The following is a 16,407-nucleotide window of genomic DNA, read 5'->3' on the forward strand; positions in this document are numbered from 1 at the left end:
ATTTCTTACTAATTAGTTTACAATGTAAGGATTTTGTTACAAAATTAAAGACCTAAAACGTCTTTCATTTCAAAATTTCCTTTTTTATCTTTAATCCATTCAGCAGCAACTACAGCGCCCAGTGCAAAACCGTTTCTGTTGAAGGCAGTATGCTTGATTTCAATTTCATCTACTTCACTTCTGTAGAATACACTGTGAGTTCCCGGAACCTCATCTTCACGAATCGCAAAAATACCCAATTGGTTATCTTTCGTTTCATCCAGTTTCCAGGCATCAAACTTTGAATTGTGTTTGAAAATTCCTTCTGCAATAGAAATCGCAGTTCCACTTGGAGCATCTTTTTTGTGAACGTGGTGAATTTCTTCCAATTGGCAAGAATATTCATCTACATTTTTCATTAGATCAGCCAGTTTTTCGTTTAAAGCAAAAAATAAGTTTACCCCTAAACTGAAGTTTGATCCGTATAAAAATGCCGTATTATTTTCAACAGAGATTTTTTCGATTTCAGCTCTTTTTTCCAGCCATCCTGTTGTACCGCAGATTACCGGAATGTTATTTTCAAGACATGCTTTTACATTTTCAAATGCCACTTCGGGAAGTGAAAATTCAATAACAACATCCGGATTATTAAGATTTTCAGCAGTTGGAGTTTCTTTTAGGCGGGCTACGACTTCGTGACCTCTTTTCTGAGCAATTTCATCAATGATTTTACCCATTTTACCATATCCAACTAATGCTATTCTCATATTTTTTTATTATTTTAATTATACCAAAATCTAAATTCAGTATAATTTATTAAAATCTATAACTTAAACTCAACCCCGTTTTAGGAGGGGTAATTCCATATTGATCCTGAATGACTGCAGGTGCAAAAGAAAGGTCCGGATCGTGACGGCTTTCATAAAGATGAGAGTCTACCACAGCATCTACAATATTCAGAATATAAATAAGTCCTGTAATAGCGATTGCATAGTCTCTTTGTCTTTTTGCCCTGTCCTGAACGTTTCCTAAAGCTGTTTTATCCAACCACGGTTTGCTGTCAACAAATTCATTCGGAGTACCGTTCAACTTGGCAATGTAATATTCACGGTATTTTTTGTACTGATTATCATTCCAGATCGCGATTCCTACTCCGGTTCCTACCGCTCCCCATACGATTGGGATTTTCCAGTATTTTTTATTGTAATACTGTCCTAATCCAGGCAAAACTGCAGAGTATAAACCCGCTCTTGTAGGATTAAGCTTTACGGTTTGTCTCGTAGGTCCATTTGCTTTTTCTAAATCTTCTACAATTTTCGATTCAGGTTTAAGAGTTCTTTTAGGTTGTGCTACAGGTTTCTCCTTAATCACAACAGAGTCTACCTTAATGGTATCATTAGGGATTACTTGTGAATAGGCCACTGTGAACAGACACAGAAAAAATGTGAAAAATATTTTCTTCATTTATTTTATATGGGATAAAATATATTCCAGTTCATCTTCATTTTTGAAATCCAGAACCAGCTTACCTTTTTTACCATTTCCGGAGGTTTTAATCTCCACTTTTACATCTAATATATCAGATATTGTTTTCTGAACTCTCTTATAATTATTGGAAAGTTCTGCTTTTGCTCTTTTTGCTGCAGGTGATTTAGGGTTTTTCAGTGCTGTAGCCGCTTGTTCAGCCTGACGAACGTTCAACTGTTCTTTGATAATTAAATCAAATAAAATCTGCTGATGTTCTTCACTTTCCAAGCTGATGATCGCTCTACCGTGTCCTGCAGAAATTTCCCCGCTTCTGATTGCGTTCTGGATATCCGGACTCAATCTTAAAAGTCGTATTGAGTTAGTAATAGTACTTCTGTCCTTTCCTACTCTTTGGCTAAGATTTTCCTGCGTCAATCCAATTTCTTCTAAAAGTCTGTGATAAGTAAGCGCAATTTCAATGGCATCCAGATCTTCTCTCTGAATATTTTCAACAAGAGCCATTTCCAGAAGCTCCTGATCATTTACCAAACGAATATAGGCAGGAATACTGGTAAGACCGGCAATTTTACTTGCTCTGAAACGTCTTTCCCCAGATATAATTTCGAATCTTTCTCCGTCTTTTCTTAAGGTAATAGGCTGAATAATGCCTAAATTCTTAATAGATAGAGCAAGTTCATTTAATGCTTTTTCATCAAAATAAGTTCTTGGCTGGGTCGAATTCGGATAAATATCTTCTATGGATACTTCTACAATATTTCCCACAAATTTATCTGCTCCCACATCGGTAGCAGAATTAATTGTCGCTTTGGATTCTGCACTAAGAATAGCACCTAAACCGCGCCCCATCGCTCTTTTTTTGTCCTTCATATTTTGCTTTTAGCTTGGCTATTTGCTTTTTTTTAATTCTTCACTAATTTTTCGTTCTTCAGCAAAACTTCTTCAGCCAGCTGAATATACTGAACCGCTCCTTTACTTTCTGCATCGTAGTTCAGGATACTTTCTCCAAAACTAGGAGCTTCACTCAGTCTTACGTTTCTGCTGATGATGGTTTCAAACACCATTTCAGGGAAGTGAGAATTCACCTCTTCCACTACCTGATTAGACAGTCTCAATCTACTGTCGTACATCGTTAAAAGAAGTCCTTCGATATCTAAATCTTTGTTATGGATCTTCTGAACATTTTTAATGGTATTCAAAAGCTTTCCTAATCCCTCCAATGCAAAATATTCACACTGAATCGGAATAATCACAGAATCTGCTGCTGTAAGCGCATTCACTGTGATAAGCCCTAAACTCGGAGCACAATCGATAATGATATAATCGTAGTCTTTTCTTACGCTTTCCAATGCTTTTTTCAGCATATACTCACGGTTTTCTTTGTCTACCAGCTCAATTTCTGCTGCTACCAAGTCGATATGAGAGGGTACAATATCAAGATTCGGAGTTGCCGTTTGCTTGATACAGCTTCTTGTATCAACACTATGCTCCAATAAATTGTATGTAGAATACTGAACGTCCTCAACACCTAAACCTGAGGTAGCATTCGCCTGAGGATCAGCATCAATGATTAATATTTTCTTTTCCAATACCCCTAATGCTGCCGCTAAATTTACTGCGGTTGTCGTCTTTCCAACACCTCCTTTTTGATTAGCGATACCTATGATTTTTGCCATTCTTAGAACTTTAAGATTCAAAAATACACTTTTTTCTTTGCTCTAGGTGGGTCACAAAATTAAAAATAGAGTTAAAATATTGTTAATAAGACTTTTAGCAATAAAAAAAATTATCCACAAAAAAAATTCTTTGTGGATAACTGTTATGATTTGTTTTCGAGATATTAATTATCAAACTTCATTGATATTGGAAATTTGAAATAGCTTCTTACGGATTCTCCTTTTACTTTTGCTGGAGTCCATTTTCCTTTGATTGATTTTATAGTTCTTAACGCTTCACTGTTAAAATCACCATTCATACCATCTGCTTTAATTCCGGAAATTGTTCCGTCTTTTTCTACGATGAATGTAATAGTTGTTTTAATTACTCCTTCATTTTCAAAACCTGAAGCATCAAACTTATTCATTACTTTATTTCTAAAGGCGTCAATTCCTCCCTCAAAAGCAGCTTCTACATCTACTTTTGTTCTAGGTGTTTTATCTTCAACTTCCGGAACTACAACAGGAGGTTTTACAGTATTACTAATAACCGGTCCTGTTCCTATTACTGGAGGCGTTGGTATATAATCAGTTTTTGCAGCTTCTCCCTTAAAGTTATCCTGCGTTCCTGCTATAGCATCAATTGGTCTTTCCTCCTTATCAACTTCAGCAGCATTTCTTGTAGGTTGAATCTCTCTTGCATCGTATGTTTTTACATTAGGAGGTGTAGTGGGCTCTACAGGTTCAACTTTTACAGGCGGGACATCTGGCTGATCCACTTTATGTAATTCAATAACTACCGGCGGACCATCCGTAGGAATATGTACCGAACTCTCAGCGTTAAATGCATTAATCACAAATGGCGTAATAGAAACTGCAGCCAATATACTCACACCTACAAAAAGTGCTTTGGTTAATATCCTGTCTGATTCATTTCTTAAAACATAGGCTCCATACTCCTTATTACGGCGCTCAAATAAAACTTCATTAAAACGAAATTCTTGATTTTGGTGTAGGTGTTTCATCACTAAAAATTTAAACTGTTAAAAAATAAAATTATCAGTTTTTCAACTCCTGATAATTAATCCCCAAACGTCTATCAAAATATTTGCCAAAAAATTACCAACATTTCATAAAAACAAAATAAACAGTACAATATTTAAAATTTAACTATATCATAAATATATTCAACACTGATATATAAGCAAAAAAATCCCGCTATTAAGCGGGATTTAAAATATCTGAAATTATTTTAGAATAATTCTTTTCTGATAATGTTCTGGCTTCTTTCTGGACCTACAGAAACCAAGTAAACGTTGATTCCTAAATATTTTTCGATAAACTCGATATATTCCTGAGCTGTTTGTGGAAGTTCATCATAGCTTCTTGCTTTTGTGATGTCTTCTTTCCAACCCGGTAGATCTTGGTAGATTGGTTCGTAGTTGTATAATTTTTCTGTTGAAGAAGTAAAATAATCGATGATTTTTCCGTCTTCAGTTTTATAATGAGTAACAACTTTTAAGTTTTCAATTCCTGTAAGAACGTCTAGTTTCGTAATTACCAAGTTATTGATACCGTTAATCATACAAGCGTGCTTTAAAGAAACAAGATCTAACCAACCCGTTCTTCTTGGTCTACCTGTAGTTGCTCCGAACTCACCACCGATTTGTCTGATACTTTCTCCTAATTCGTTGTCTAATTCTGATGGGAAAGGTCCGTTTCCAACTCTCGTACAGTAAGCTTTTGCCACACCGATTAAGTTTTGAAGGGATGTTGGCGGAACTCCTGCTCCTGTACAAACACCACCCGTAGATGGAGAAGATGAAGTTACGTATGGATAGGTTCCGAAATCGATATCTAACATCAAAGCTTGCGCTCCTTCAAACAAAACGTTTTTACCATCTCTGATCGCTTCGTTTAATTCTAATTCAGTATCTACGATTCTGTCTTGAAGCTGTTTTCCGATCTCTAAATATTCGTTGTAGATTTCTTCAACGTCTAATGTCGGTTTTCCGTAATATTTTTCAAAAAGAGAATTCTTAATTTTTAAGTTTTTCTCGATTTTGTCTCTTAAAATCTCAGGATTCAGAAGGTCGATCATTCTGATCCCAACTCTTGCAATTTTATCTTCATAGCAAGGTCCGATCCCTTTTTTCGTCGTTCCGATCTGCGTTCCTCCGTGTTCTTCTTCACGGTAAGTATCCAAAAGAATGTGGTAAGGCATGATGACATGCGCTCTTCTGCTGATGAAAATGTGATCAGTTTTCAAGCCTTTGCTTTCAATCTGATTCACCTCCTTAATGAAAGATTTAGGATTTACCACTACTCCGTTGGCAATGATACACTTCCCTTTGCACTGAAGAACTCCCGATGGAAGAAGGTGCAAAACGAATTTCTCTTCACCTACATAAACCGTGTGACCAGCGTTGTCCCCTCCTTGGAAACGTACAACGTAATCTGATTTTGCCGATAAAACATCCGTGATTTTTCCTTTACCTTCATCTCCATACTGAAGACCTACAACTACGTAAGTTGACATATTTTACTTTTATTTTAGATTCATGCAAAATTACTTTTAAAAAATTGGGTGAGCAAATTTGTGGTGGATTTTATTTTTGAATGGGATGGAAATCGTTACGGTTTTCCGCATTATTTATTAGTTTACATTACATATATTAGCAATAAAAAACAAAGAAATGCCAAAAAAGTTTACTCAATATTCAATTCTTTTGAGTTCCCCTATGGATTTAGAATCTGAAAGAAATGAAATACCAAATTTAATAAATGAACTTAATAAAACATATGGAAAATCAAATGATGTCCATTTTGATTTAATTAAATGGGAAACCCATTCTGCACCAGGAATTACTCTCCAACATACACAGCAAATTATTAACGAAGATATTGGAGACGAATACGACATTTTCCTTGGTATCATTTGGAAAAAATTTGGAACCAAAACTGCAGTAGCAGAATCAGGAACAGAAGAAGAATTTTTAAGAGCTTTAAAAAGATTTGAAAATGGAGAAAATATTCAAATATTATTTTACTTTAAATCTGAAGCAATTCCCGTAGATGAAATTATTCCGGAACAGATAACTAAAATTAAAAATTTCAAAGAAGTTTTAAAAGAAAATAATATATTATATTGGAATTTTAATAATACTGAAGATTTAATAAGTCAGTTAAGAATTCATCTTCCAAAAAGAACTGATAACCTATTAAATAATTCAACAAATGAGTCTACTACAAAAATAAAATCAAAAGTTAATAGTTTAGATATCTCTTCTGAAAATGAGGAAATTGGTGTTTTAGACTTTATTATTCAATTCGAAGATTATACGGCAAATATAAATTTAGCTTTAAATAATATTTCAGAAGCTACTAATATAATTGGAGAAGAATTTACAAACAAAACAGCTGAATTAGATAGGATTAAAAACTTACCAAAATTTAATAAAAATTTAGTAACCTCAATATTAGGAAGAACAGCAAAAAGTATTGATAACTATACAAATAGACTAATACTTGAATCACCATTATATGAAGAAAATTTTGAGTCAGCAATAAAAATTTGTTCAATTTATATCAATAATATTAACAAAGATAATATTGATGAGAATATTAATAACTTAACATCACTTTTAGAAGAAATTAAAAGTTTAAAAGAAAATATACCTACTGTAATTAATGGAATGGAAGGGTTCTATGATGTTATGAAAAATTGGCCAAATGTATATTCTGTTCTTACAAAATCTAAAAATAAGCTTTTAAATCAATTGGATTCTCTGAGATCTACATTAAAAACATCCTACAATCTAACTAATGAACTTGAAGGTGAATTAGAATATAAATTAAAGTTATAAATCAAATAATTATCATTCCGCAGAAACCTTTCAACAACTTAGATTCCTGCGGAATGACAAACAGTATGGATATTTTATTATTCTTATTGCAACAAAACCTCATCGACAACCACAATCTCCTTCAAAAACACCCCATCGTGCGAAATCACCATCAAAGTTCCATGATAATCCTTAATAGAATTCGTCAGAATTTCCATATTTTGAAAGTCTAAATTATTCGTCAGTTTATCAAATATAATTATACTGGGAACTTTAGTATTCCATATCTTTGATTAGCATCTAAATAAGTTTTTATGTCTCTACCCCAAACCGCAGCCTACCTCTCATCAAAAATAAACAATGAGTCACAGCTTTTTTACACCCTGTTTTCTCCGGAAACAACAAAAGCCACCCTGCTTATTGTTCATGGCATGCAGGAACACAGCGGAAGATATGTAGAGATTGCAGAATATTTTGCAGCTCATGGGATCGCTGTATTGACATATGATCATTTAGGACATGGAAAATCGACAAAAGAGAAAAAGGACATTGGCTTTTTCCAGCTTGAAAAGCCTGATGAAAGACTTATTGCAGATTCGGAAATGATGGCTAATCATCTTGCAGAGCAGTTTCCAGATGTTCCGCATTTTATCTTGGGACATTCTATGGGATCTTTTATTACCCGCTGTCTTCTTCAAAAGGCAAGTAACAAATTTTCAGGAGCAATCATTACAGGAACCGGCGGACCTTTACCTGGAATAAATATTTTGATAGCCTATTTATCATTAGCAAATGCTATCTCACCCCGTCATCTAACTTTTTTAAATTCTGTTTTTACAAGTGTCAATAACAAGCATTTTAAAAAGGATAAAGATTTTAGCAACACCAGCTGGCTAAGTATCAATCCTGAAAACAGAAAAGCTTTTGAACAGGATAAACTCTGCGGCATTCCTTTCACCAATAATGCTTTTTACACTTTATTTACCATTTATAAAAAAGCGACAACAAGAAACTGGGCTTCTTCTATTTCTAAGTCATTCCCTTTTTTATTCGTAAGCGGACAGAATGATCCGATTGGTGATTTTGGGAAAGGAGTGATGCGTACCGTTAACAATTTAAAGATTGACAGTTTTCAGAATGTAGAGGTAAAGCTTTATCCGGAAATGCGCCATGAGATTTTAAATGAGAAAATACGGGAAGAGATACTTAATGAAATTTATCACTGGATTTTAAAACAGTAAAAACATTTATTCCTGAATATAATCAACTTGAATAAGAACAGGCTTTTTAAATATAAAATCCAGGATGATATATCCGGGATAATTTTATGATAATTCGGCTTATAAGAATACAAGTACGAGTATTTAATCTAATTTCAGTTCCTGATCTATCCTAATCTCCTCCAAAAACACTTCATCATGTGAAATCACCAGCAAAGTTCCATGATAATCCTTAATAGAATTCGTCAGAATTTCCACATTTTGAAGGTCTAAATTATTGGTCGGTTCATCGAGAATAATCATATCGGGAGCTTTATTGCTGATAGAAAGCCCGCACAGAAGAAGTCGAAGGCGTTCTCCACCACTCAAAACATCACATTTTTTGTCCCAGGTTTCCTTTCCGAATAAAAATCTTGATAATAAGGTTTTTACTTCAGATTCCTGCAACGCATTATCGTTGAATTGTTGAGCAAACTCATAAACCGTTGCCTGTTTATCAATCAAAGAATATTCTTGATCAATATAAATCGTCTGAAAATCCGATCTGGAAATTGTTCCGACAGAAGGTTGCAGATCTCCGAGCAACAGTTTAATCAAAGTTGTTTTTCCTGAACCATTCGAGCCTTTAATCGAAATTCTGTCACCACTTCGGATTTCAAGATTGAGATTTTCTTTCCAAAGATTGTTTTCATCATATGTATAATTAATTTCCTTCGCCAAAATCAAAATTTTCCCCGAATGCAGATTCGAATCATTAAAATTTACTTTCATCTGATCCGCATTTCTCACAGACGAACGCAAATCCCGCAAATCACCGGAAATATCATTGATTTTCTCAGCATGAACAGATTTTAATTTCGAAGAATTTTTCTCGGCATTATTCCGCAACGTATTCATCATAATTCTTGCCACACCCGATTTTTCCTGCTTTCCTTTTCCTCTCGCATCGAGTTTTTGTTTTCGCTCAATCGTTTCTCTTTCCTTTTCTTTCGCTTTTTTCAGCGCCCGTTCTTTGGAATGAATATCGTTTTGCAAGGCTTCATTTTCAATTTCTTTTTGTTCGGCATAAAAATCATAATTTCCGCCATACGTTGAAATTCCCTGATTGCTCAGTTCAAAAATCGTATCAACCAAATTCAGCAAAGTACGATCATGACTCACAATCACAATGGTTGAACTCGTTTTTTCAATAAAATCGTATAACAGATTTCGACCTTCCAAATCAAGATGATTCGTTGGTTCATCCAGCAAAATAATTTCAGGCTGATTAATTTGAATTCCGGCAAGAAAAACCTTTGTTTTCTGGCCGCCACTCAGGCTTTCCAATTTTTGATCTAGATCTAAATTTTCAAGTTTCCAATATTGTAAAGCATTTTGGCAACGTTCTTCGATATCCCAATCGTCATTCAAAGTTTCAAAATAAATTTCATCCACTTCCCCACTCGTTATTTTTTGGAGAGCTTCTAGTTTTTTATCAATTTTAAGACATTCCGCGACCGTTAAATCATTAAAATTCCCAAACATTTGCGGAACATAAAATAAGTCACCTTGGCTGTTGACATTGCCTTCCAAAGGTTCAATTTCATTCGCCATGATTTTCAGCAATGTGGATTTTCCCATACCGTTACTTCCGACCAAAGCCGATTTTGTGTGAGTTTGTATCGTTAAGTTGATAGAATTAAATAGTAGATTGCCCGCAGGAAACCCAAAGGATATATTGTGTAAAAAAAACATAATTTCTTTCTGTAATTAAAATTAGAACTGCAATAACTTTGGTTGTTATTGTTTATAAAATCTGAAAGAAATTGTATCCTACATCCTGATATTTTGGGTTTTATGAGTTGCAAAGATAAGGAAAAATTATTTTTTGAAGCTTTTTCCCGCTTTCCGTTACAATCTTTTTTTTCAAAAAAGGATTTTCTCTGCAATCGGGGCTAGGATTTTAGCAATTATTTTCAAAGTTTGAGATCATCGTAAGGTTTGTCATTCCGTAGGAATCTCGGCTTACTATTAGAAACATAAGTATTATAAATCCGAGTTTAGATTCCTACGGAAAGACAGCAGAATGGAAAACGATGATGTAACAATATTGAAAATAAACCACCCGTCAAAAATTTCTTTGAAATTTTCGCCACCCCTCCAAAGGAGGGGAATTTTTAAACTGTGATTTGTTTACTTTATAAAGATGCTTCGAATTCGCTCAGCATGACAGGTCTAAATTTTATTCGTTTTTATTGAACAGTGCATTTTAACGGTATCATGCTAAGCTTGCCGAAGGATCTGTTTCATTTTATTAAAACTTTCTCTTCCAATTGTTTAACTAAACTGATACACCCTCAAAAAACTTTCGTCAAAAATCCGTAACTTTGCAGCCTACTAAAAATTTTTATGGAAAGTATTAAAGTTCACGACAAAACTTTTGTTCCTTATTTGAAGGATGCCGAGATTCAGGAGATTGTAAAAGCTACAGCTTTAAAAATTTATGAAGATTATAAGGATGAAGTTCCTGTTTTTATTGGGGTGTTGAACGGAGTAATTATGTTCTTCTCAGACCTTTTAAAACATTATCCGGGAGAATGTGAGATTGCTTTTATCCAAATGAGTTCTTATGCAGGAACAGAATCTACGGGAATCGTTTACCAAAAAATGGAACTAACGAAGGACGTAAAAGACCGTCACATTATTCTTGTAGAAGATATCGTGGACACCGGAAATACTGTTGAAAGTCTTTTCAAATATTTCAACGAAACGCAACGTCCAAAATCTGTAAAAATCGCTTCATTTTTATTGAAACCTGAAGTGTATAAGAAAGATTTCCAACTGGATTATATCGGAAAGGAAATTCCAAATAAATTTGTTTTAGGCTACGGATTGGATTACGATGAGTTGGGTAGAAACTTACCGAATTTGTACCAATTATCTGACGGACAAATCAACCATTAAACGCTGTTGGCTATTAGCTGATAGCTTTTAGCTTAAAAAGTAAAATAAAGAAATAAATTTAATAATAACTTAAAAACGCTAAAGGCTAAAAGCAGGGAAACTTAAGGGAAAAACCAAAAGGCAGCTGTAATTGCCAGAAGCAAAACAACATTATGATAAACATTGTTCTGTTCGGCCCTCCAGGAAGTGGAAAAGGAACTCAAGCTCAAAACTTAATCGAGAAATTCAATTTAAAGCAAATCTCAACGGGTGATCTTTTCAGATTCAATATGAAAAATGATACTGAGCTTGGGAAACTGGCAAAGTCTTATATCGATAAAGGAGAATTGGTTCCGGATCAGGTAACGACAGATATGCTGGTTGACGAAATCAGAAAACCGACCGATGCTGCAGGATTTATTTTCGACGGATATCCAAGAACTGCTGTTCAGACAGAAGCTTTGGAGAAAATCGTAAAAGAGGAATTGAATGATAAGATCGACGTTTGTCTTTCTTTGGTAGTGGAAGATACTATTTTGGTTGAAAGACTGTTGAAAAGAGGAGAAATCAGCGGAAGATCTGATGACAGCAATGTAGAAATCATTGAAAACAGAATAAAAGAATACTACGCAAAAACAGCTGAAGTAGCCGAGCTTTACAAACAACAAGGTAAGTATGTAGAGATCAACGGTGTTGGAGATATCAACGAGATCTCTGAAAAACTTTTTGCTGAAGTAGAAAAAGTAAAATAAAAACAGTTGATAGTTGATGGTTGATAGTTTTCAGCAATCAACTGACAACCATTAACTGACAACAAAAGAATATGTCAAATTTTGTAGATTACGTAAAGATTCATTGTAAAAGCGGTCACGGAGGTGCAGGTTCTGCCCATCTTCGCCGTGAAAAGTATATTCCTAAAGGTGGTCCTGATGGTGGAGACGGAGGTCGAGGCGGTCACGTCATCATGAAAGGAAATGCTCAGGAATGGACTTTACTTCCCCTTCGATACACGCGTCACATTAAAGCGGAACGCGGTCAGAACGGGGCTAAAAACCAGCTTACAGGAGCTTATGGTGAGGATGTTTATATCAACGTCCCTATCGGAACTATTGCTAAAAATGAAGAGGGTGAAATCATTGGCGAAATCATGGAAGATGGGCAGGAAATCATCCTGATGGAAGGAGGAATGGGAGGAAAAGGAAATGAGCATTTCAAATCTTCTACCAACCAAACGCCTAGATTTGCACAACCTGGAATGGACGGGCAGGAAGGCTACGTTGTTTTCGAACTTAAAATTTTAGCGGATGTAGGCCTTGTTGGTTTCCCTAATGCCGGAAAATCTACACTTTTAGCGTCTGTTTCAGCAGCTAAACCGAAAATTGCGAACTACGCATTTACCACTTTAACTCCCAATTTAGGAATTGTTGATTACAGAAACTACAAATCTTTTGTAATGGCAGATATTCCGGGAATTATTGAAGGTGCTGCAGAGGGGAAAGGTTTAGGACACAGATTCTTAAGACATATTGAAAGAAATTCAATTCTATTATTTTTAATTCCTGCAGATTCTGAAGATCATTTTCAGGAATTTAAGATTCTGGAAAACGAATTAAAAGAATATAATTCTGAATTATTAGATAAAGATTTCATCATTTCTGTTTCAAAAGCGGATCTTTTGGATGATGAACTGAAAAAAGAAATTTCTGCTGAATTCCCTGAAAACAAACAGCCTTTATTTTTCTCGGGAGTTACAGGTGAAGGTCTTGTGGAATTGAAAGATGCAATCTGGAAACAGCTACATGGATAGAAAAATATTTTTATTCTTATTTATTGTAATCAATCAGTTTTGTTTTTCACAAAGCAAAATGTTATCAAAAATAGACAGCCTCGGAACAGAATCCGAGGTTCAGTCTTTTATAAGGAATTGTAAACTCAGTAAATCAAGCTGTTTTCCTAATTTTGAATTAAAAACCATTCAAAGTTTTGATGAAAATTATCACGATGTCACAGATAAGATAAAAAATACCGCAGATAGCTTAAACATTAATAAAAGTTTTTACAAAGGAGATTTTGATCACAATGGCAAAACAGATTTGTTAGTCATTGGTGATGATAAAACCTGCCGTGGCTACGATGAAAAGTCCCAGAAAGAAACTTCATGCACTTCTACTGCAAAAATAATTTTGGATCTAGGCGACTCTTATCATATTAAGAATATAAAACATGTTTTTTTTGATTTTGCCATCCCCGCACCTGTAAAAATCGATGGTAAAGATTATATTGCTTTATTTTTTGAAGAATTTACCGAAGATTTGGAAGCCTCTACTTATAAGTTGAATTCTAAGATTATTAAGAAAACATTAGATTATAAATTCGATGACTTTATTGAGTACAATCCCTCTCCTGTCACCTATTATTCTATCCAAAAAATAGAATACGCTACAGGAATGTGCTATGGAACATGTCCTATGTTCAGCATGGAGCTTAATAAAAATGGAACTTCTAAATTTATTGCTAAAGCGTTTAATTTCACCAATGAAAATGACCCGAAAGCGCTAGATAAGGCATATGAAATTTTAAACAAAGGTAAAAACGAGGGATATTTTGAAGCAAAAATAAAGGATGCTGATTTTCTAACCTTTGAAAGTATTCTAAATTATATTAATTTCTCCCAGCTTAAAGAAGATTATGCTGTAAGATGGACAGACGATCAATCTTGTACTTTGACAATAACCTATGACAACGGAAAAACCAAAACAATCAAAGACTATGGTCTATCCGGAACATATGGCTTAAAATTATTTTACCGAAAACTATTTGATCTTAGATTTAATCAAGACTGGAAAAAGATAAAATAACAAAAGGAGAAACATAATGTTTCTCCTTTTTACCTAAAATTTAAAAGTAAAATTTATTTTTTAATAAATTTCTTAGTTGTTTTTCCTTCTTTTGTTTCAATAGTAATGATATAAGATCCTGAAGGAAGATTTCTCACATCAACTTTATTTTCACGGAAAGTGGCATTGCTATTTTTCCCTGAAATATCAGTCACACTTACATTTTCAATTTTCAGATCGGTTTTTATTGTAAGAAGATCAGAAACAGGATTAGGATAGATGTCTATGTTTTTCATCTGCAATCTTTGTTTTCTTTCTTCTTGATCGAGCATTAATACCATTCTTTTTTGATCGGGATTTGATTGTTTAAGCATCGTTCTGTGACCTTCTAAATCAAATGATGGAACTAATTGTGGTAATCCATATTCGGTACTCCCTGTACCACCTAAATATATTGCATTCAGATCATATCCAATACCAGGTCCGAATACATCAGGTTTCAATATTTGAGCCAAATACAATTGAAAATTCTTACTGAAATAAATATCACCTTTTGCGTTTCTCTGAATAGCCATACCTGAGCCTGAAGAGTAAGGCTGCGGATCATCATACACCATCATAGAGTGAACTGATGTACCAAAGGAATTATTTAAATCAACAGCATAAAGGTCTTTAGCTCCTAAAAAAAGCACAGAGGCATCTTTATTAAACTCAGCTGAATAGGTTCTTAATGCATTTGCCTCCAGATAAAAGTCAGGAACAATCTCGCCGGTCGCAGCATTAAACGAATATACCTGGTTGGTAAAATCGCTATCCGGTGCTCCCCATGCATTATTATCCGACCAAGGAGAGATGCATATATAATGGGTAAAATGGCTATAGTAAACTTTTGGAGAGGCTTTTATACCATAATGATTACCACTTATTGGGGCATTAAGATTACTAATTACAGGATTCCCATTATCAAAGCCATTCGCATCAAGACGATAAGCATACAGTCTTTTATCATTCGGAATCAATACCCAATATGAAACTCCATCTGTATTAGGGACAATAGTTATTGCTTCAGAGGTAAAGAGATTGCCCGCATCATCCAATACCGGAATTTGTTTAAATCGATATAACACCTCACCAAGAGGGTTCCCATTACTCCCAATATTCCCTAGAGACATATCAACAATTGAATAATTGATTCGATAAGTAGACGTTACAATACCGTTTACTCCTGTTGTAAAAACATAATACTGGTTATCATTTGCCGGATTTTGTACAATAGCAAGTTGTTGCGCCGTATCCATATAGGAAACTAGATTACCATTAGTCATCACTTGGTTATCCCTATTCCAGATATTTTGAGGGCTCATATAAAAAAGTAAATCTCCATTGCTGTCGCTTACGGAACCACAACCTTCCAGCGTTTCCATAGCACTGTTGGTGATGGCTGCAGGTGTAGAATTAGAAAAATTGACAGCTGCTTTATATCCAAAGTACCAGTTATCATTCTCTCCTTGAGCGAAAAGCAGACTTGTTCCTAAGTTTAAAAAAAGAAGTAAAAAAATATTTTTTGTATTCATAATTTTTTCAGTTTATTATTATTGATTATTTATTGTTCTTACCTTCATTAAACTCATATTGAGCATTTACATGTAAGCCTGAGAAAGCAGGGAGATTCCGTGAGGAATGAAAAGTTCTATTGGCATGGCACACTGCCTCCAATGAAGTAATGATTTCTTTCATAATAATTGTTAATTTGATGCCAAAAATAGCCATAGTGCCATCATTATAATTATATAATTTTTACTATTTATTACATAATTATTTCACATAATGAAGAATTGATTATTTTTTAATAAATTGAAAACAATTTCTCTTAATGTATTTTTTGGAACAGTTCTTGAAACAAATCCTACAAATTTAAACTATGAAATATTTATTCAGTTTGTTAACAGCATTGCTTTTGTTCTCGTGCTCCACTCAAAAAAACACGTCAAAATATTCAACCATAGAATATGAAGCGGGAGCATGCTTCGGATCTTGTCCTATTTTTAAAATCACAATTAATCCAGATAGAACGGCCGTATTGGAAGCGGAACATTTTAATTTTTCCAAAGAGTTTTCAAAAGCTGAATTTTCAAAACCCAGAGAAGGAACGTTCAAAGGGACTATAAAACAGGAAGATTACAATAAGCTGGTTGCCTTACTAGACAATTTAGACGTAAAAAATCTGAATGATAAATATGGAAACAGAAATGTTACCGACATGGCGACTTCATATCTTAGAGTACATTTTGCCGATGGAAATTCAAAACAAGTAGAAGACTACGGGAAGAAAGGAAGTGAAAAATTAGTTGAAATTTACAAGTTTTTCGAAGATCTGAGAAACAATCAACAATGGACAAAAGTGAAATAACTCATTTAAAAATATTTAAGCTACCTTTGCAAAACATAATTCCTTCATTTTGAA

The 16,407-nt window shown here is 34.3% G+C and carries 15 protein-coding genes; 7 read left to right on the forward strand and 8 right to left on the reverse strand.

Translation table 11 applies throughout. From position 1 onward, the window contains the following. Positions 1-44: 44 nt before the first annotated feature. The 6 genes from dapB to JI747_RS14555 all read right to left on the reverse strand — a co-directional run bounded on the left by dapB (position 45) and on the right by JI747_RS14555 (position 5,658). Positions 45-746, reverse strand: a complete 702-nt coding sequence (gene dapB, locus JI747_RS14530; RefSeq protein ID WP_225689619.1) for a 4-hydroxy-tetrahydrodipicolinate reductase — start codon at positions 744-746, stop codon at positions 45-47. 49 nt (positions 747-795) lie between these two features. Further along, complete coding sequence (locus tag JI747_RS14535) at positions 796-1,443, reverse strand: DUF5683 domain-containing protein (protein WP_225689620.1); 648 nt, start codon at positions 1,441-1,443, stop codon at positions 796-798. Continuing rightward, a complete protein-coding gene (locus JI747_RS14540; RefSeq protein WP_225689621.1) occupies positions 1,444-2,334 on the reverse strand; it encodes a ParB/RepB/Spo0J family partition protein in 891 nt (296 codons plus the stop codon). It abuts the gene before it with no gap. 32 nt (positions 2,335-2,366) lie between these two features. Next, the gene (locus tag JI747_RS14545; RefSeq protein WP_225689622.1) at positions 2,367-3,140 is read right to left on the reverse strand and encodes a ParA family protein; all 774 of its coding nucleotides are present in this window, start codon (positions 3,138-3,140) and stop codon (positions 2,367-2,369) included. Between the two features lie 164 nt (positions 3,141-3,304). Beyond that, positions 3,305-4,144 (reverse strand): energy transducer TonB, encoded by an 840-nt coding sequence (locus JI747_RS14550; protein ID WP_225689623.1) that lies wholly within the window; start codon positions 4,142-4,144, stop codon positions 3,305-3,307. A gap of 227 nt (positions 4,145-4,371) precedes the next feature. Then, positions 4,372-5,658: an adenylosuccinate synthase gene (locus JI747_RS14555; RefSeq protein WP_225689624.1), complete on the reverse strand. Its 1,287-nt coding sequence runs from the start codon at positions 5,656-5,658 to the stop codon at positions 4,372-4,374. A 157-nt stretch (positions 5,659-5,815) separates the two neighbouring features. Between JI747_RS14555 and JI747_RS14560 the strand changes: the two genes are divergently transcribed. After that, positions 5,816-6,985 (forward strand): DUF4062 domain-containing protein, encoded by a 1,170-nt coding sequence (locus JI747_RS14560; protein ID WP_225689625.1) that lies wholly within the window; start codon positions 5,816-5,818, stop codon positions 6,983-6,985. A 293-nt stretch (positions 6,986-7,278) separates the two neighbouring features. Next, positions 7,279-8,205, forward strand: coding sequence for an alpha/beta fold hydrolase (locus tag JI747_RS14565; RefSeq protein WP_225689626.1), 927 nt, complete (start codon positions 7,279-7,281; stop codon positions 8,203-8,205). A gap of 123 nt (positions 8,206-8,328) precedes the next feature. On the opposite strand, the gene abc-f is transcribed toward JI747_RS14565, so the two are convergent. Further along, positions 8,329-9,918 (reverse strand): ribosomal protection-like ABC-F family protein, encoded by a 1,590-nt coding sequence (gene abc-f / locus JI747_RS14570; RefSeq protein WP_225689627.1) that lies wholly within the window; start codon positions 9,916-9,918, stop codon positions 8,329-8,331. Between the two features lie 654 nt (positions 9,919-10,572). On the opposite strand from abc-f, the gene JI747_RS14575 reads away from it, so the two are divergent. From JI747_RS14575 to JI747_RS14590, 4 genes are all read left to right on the forward strand, one after another. After that, positions 10,573-11,127: a phosphoribosyltransferase gene (locus JI747_RS14575; protein WP_225689628.1), complete on the forward strand. Its 555-nt coding sequence runs from the start codon at positions 10,573-10,575 to the stop codon at positions 11,125-11,127. 152 nt (positions 11,128-11,279) lie between these two features. Further along, on the forward strand, positions 11,280-11,858 hold the full coding sequence (locus JI747_RS14580; protein ID WP_225689629.1) for an adenylate kinase: 579 nt from the start codon (positions 11,280-11,282) through the stop codon (positions 11,856-11,858). Between the two features lie 71 nt (positions 11,859-11,929). Further along, positions 11,930-12,913, forward strand: coding sequence for a GTPase ObgE (gene obgE / locus JI747_RS14585; protein WP_225689630.1), 984 nt, complete (start codon positions 11,930-11,932; stop codon positions 12,911-12,913). A 58-nt stretch (positions 12,914-12,971) separates the two neighbouring features. After that, positions 12,972-13,964: a DUF6438 domain-containing protein gene (locus JI747_RS14590; protein ID WP_225689631.1), complete on the forward strand. Its 993-nt coding sequence runs from the start codon at positions 12,972-12,974 to the stop codon at positions 13,962-13,964. A gap of 53 nt (positions 13,965-14,017) precedes the next feature. Here the strand turns inward: JI747_RS14590 and JI747_RS14595 are convergent, their stop codons facing one another. Further along, positions 14,018-15,517 (reverse strand): T9SS type A sorting domain-containing protein, encoded by a 1,500-nt coding sequence (locus JI747_RS14595; protein ID WP_225689632.1) that lies wholly within the window; start codon positions 15,515-15,517, stop codon positions 14,018-14,020. 347 nt (positions 15,518-15,864) lie between these two features. Between JI747_RS14595 and JI747_RS14600 the strand changes: the two genes are divergently transcribed. Next, positions 15,865-16,353 (forward strand): DUF6438 domain-containing protein, encoded by a 489-nt coding sequence (locus JI747_RS14600; RefSeq protein WP_225689633.1) that lies wholly within the window; start codon positions 15,865-15,867, stop codon positions 16,351-16,353. Positions 16,354-16,407: the final 54 nt, after the last annotated feature.

Origin of the sequence: Chryseobacterium tagetis (genome assembly GCF_016735585.2) — a bacterium.
Lineage (GTDB): Bacteria > Bacteroidota > Bacteroidia > Flavobacteriales > Weeksellaceae > Chryseobacterium > Chryseobacterium tagetis.

What these genes read in the sequence shown, in the direction of transcription:
- JI747_RS14550 (WP_225689623.1), bottom strand. Translation starts at nt 4,144, where the DNA reads ATGAAACACCTACACCAAAATCAAGAATTTCGTTTTAATGAAGTTTTA.
- JI747_RS14565 (WP_225689626.1), top strand. Translation starts at nt 7,279, where the DNA reads ATGTCTCTACCCCAAACCGCAGCCTACCTCTCATCAAAAATAAACAAT.
- JI747_RS14560 (WP_225689625.1), top strand. Translation starts at nt 5,816, where the DNA reads ATGCCAAAAAAGTTTACTCAATATTCAATTCTTTTGAGTTCCCCTATG.
- JI747_RS14575 (WP_225689628.1), top strand. Translation starts at nt 10,573, where the DNA reads ATGGAAAGTATTAAAGTTCACGACAAAACTTTTGTTCCTTATTTGAAG.
- JI747_RS14580 (WP_225689629.1), top strand. Translation starts at nt 11,280, where the DNA reads ATGATAAACATTGTTCTGTTCGGCCCTCCAGGAAGTGGAAAAGGAACT.
- obgE (WP_225689630.1), top strand. Translation starts at nt 11,930, where the DNA reads ATGTCAAATTTTGTAGATTACGTAAAGATTCATTGTAAAAGCGGTCAC.
- JI747_RS14595 (WP_225689632.1), bottom strand. Translation starts at nt 15,517, where the DNA reads ATGAATACAAAAAATATTTTTTTACTTCTTTTTTTAAACTTAGGAACA.
- dapB (WP_225689619.1), bottom strand. Translation starts at nt 746, where the DNA reads ATGAGAATAGCATTAGTTGGATATGGTAAAATGGGTAAAATCATTGAT.
- JI747_RS14555 (WP_225689624.1), bottom strand. Translation starts at nt 5,658, where the DNA reads ATGTCAACTTACGTAGTTGTAGGTCTTCAGTATGGAGATGAAGGTAAA.
- abc-f (WP_225689627.1), bottom strand. Translation starts at nt 9,918, where the DNA reads ATGTTTTTTTTACACAATATATCCTTTGGGTTTCCTGCGGGCAATCTA.
- JI747_RS14540 (WP_225689621.1), bottom strand. Translation starts at nt 2,334, where the DNA reads ATGAAGGACAAAAAAAGAGCGATGGGGCGCGGTTTAGGTGCTATTCTT.
- JI747_RS14600 (WP_225689633.1), top strand. Translation starts at nt 15,865, where the DNA reads ATGAAATATTTATTCAGTTTGTTAACAGCATTGCTTTTGTTCTCGTGC.
- JI747_RS14545 (WP_225689622.1), bottom strand. Translation starts at nt 3,140, where the DNA reads ATGGCAAAAATCATAGGTATCGCTAATCAAAAAGGAGGTGTTGGAAAG.
- JI747_RS14590 (WP_225689631.1), top strand. Translation starts at nt 12,972, where the DNA reads ATGTTATCAAAAATAGACAGCCTCGGAACAGAATCCGAGGTTCAGTCT.
- JI747_RS14535 (WP_225689620.1), bottom strand. Translation starts at nt 1,443, where the DNA reads ATGAAGAAAATATTTTTCACATTTTTTCTGTGTCTGTTCACAGTGGCC.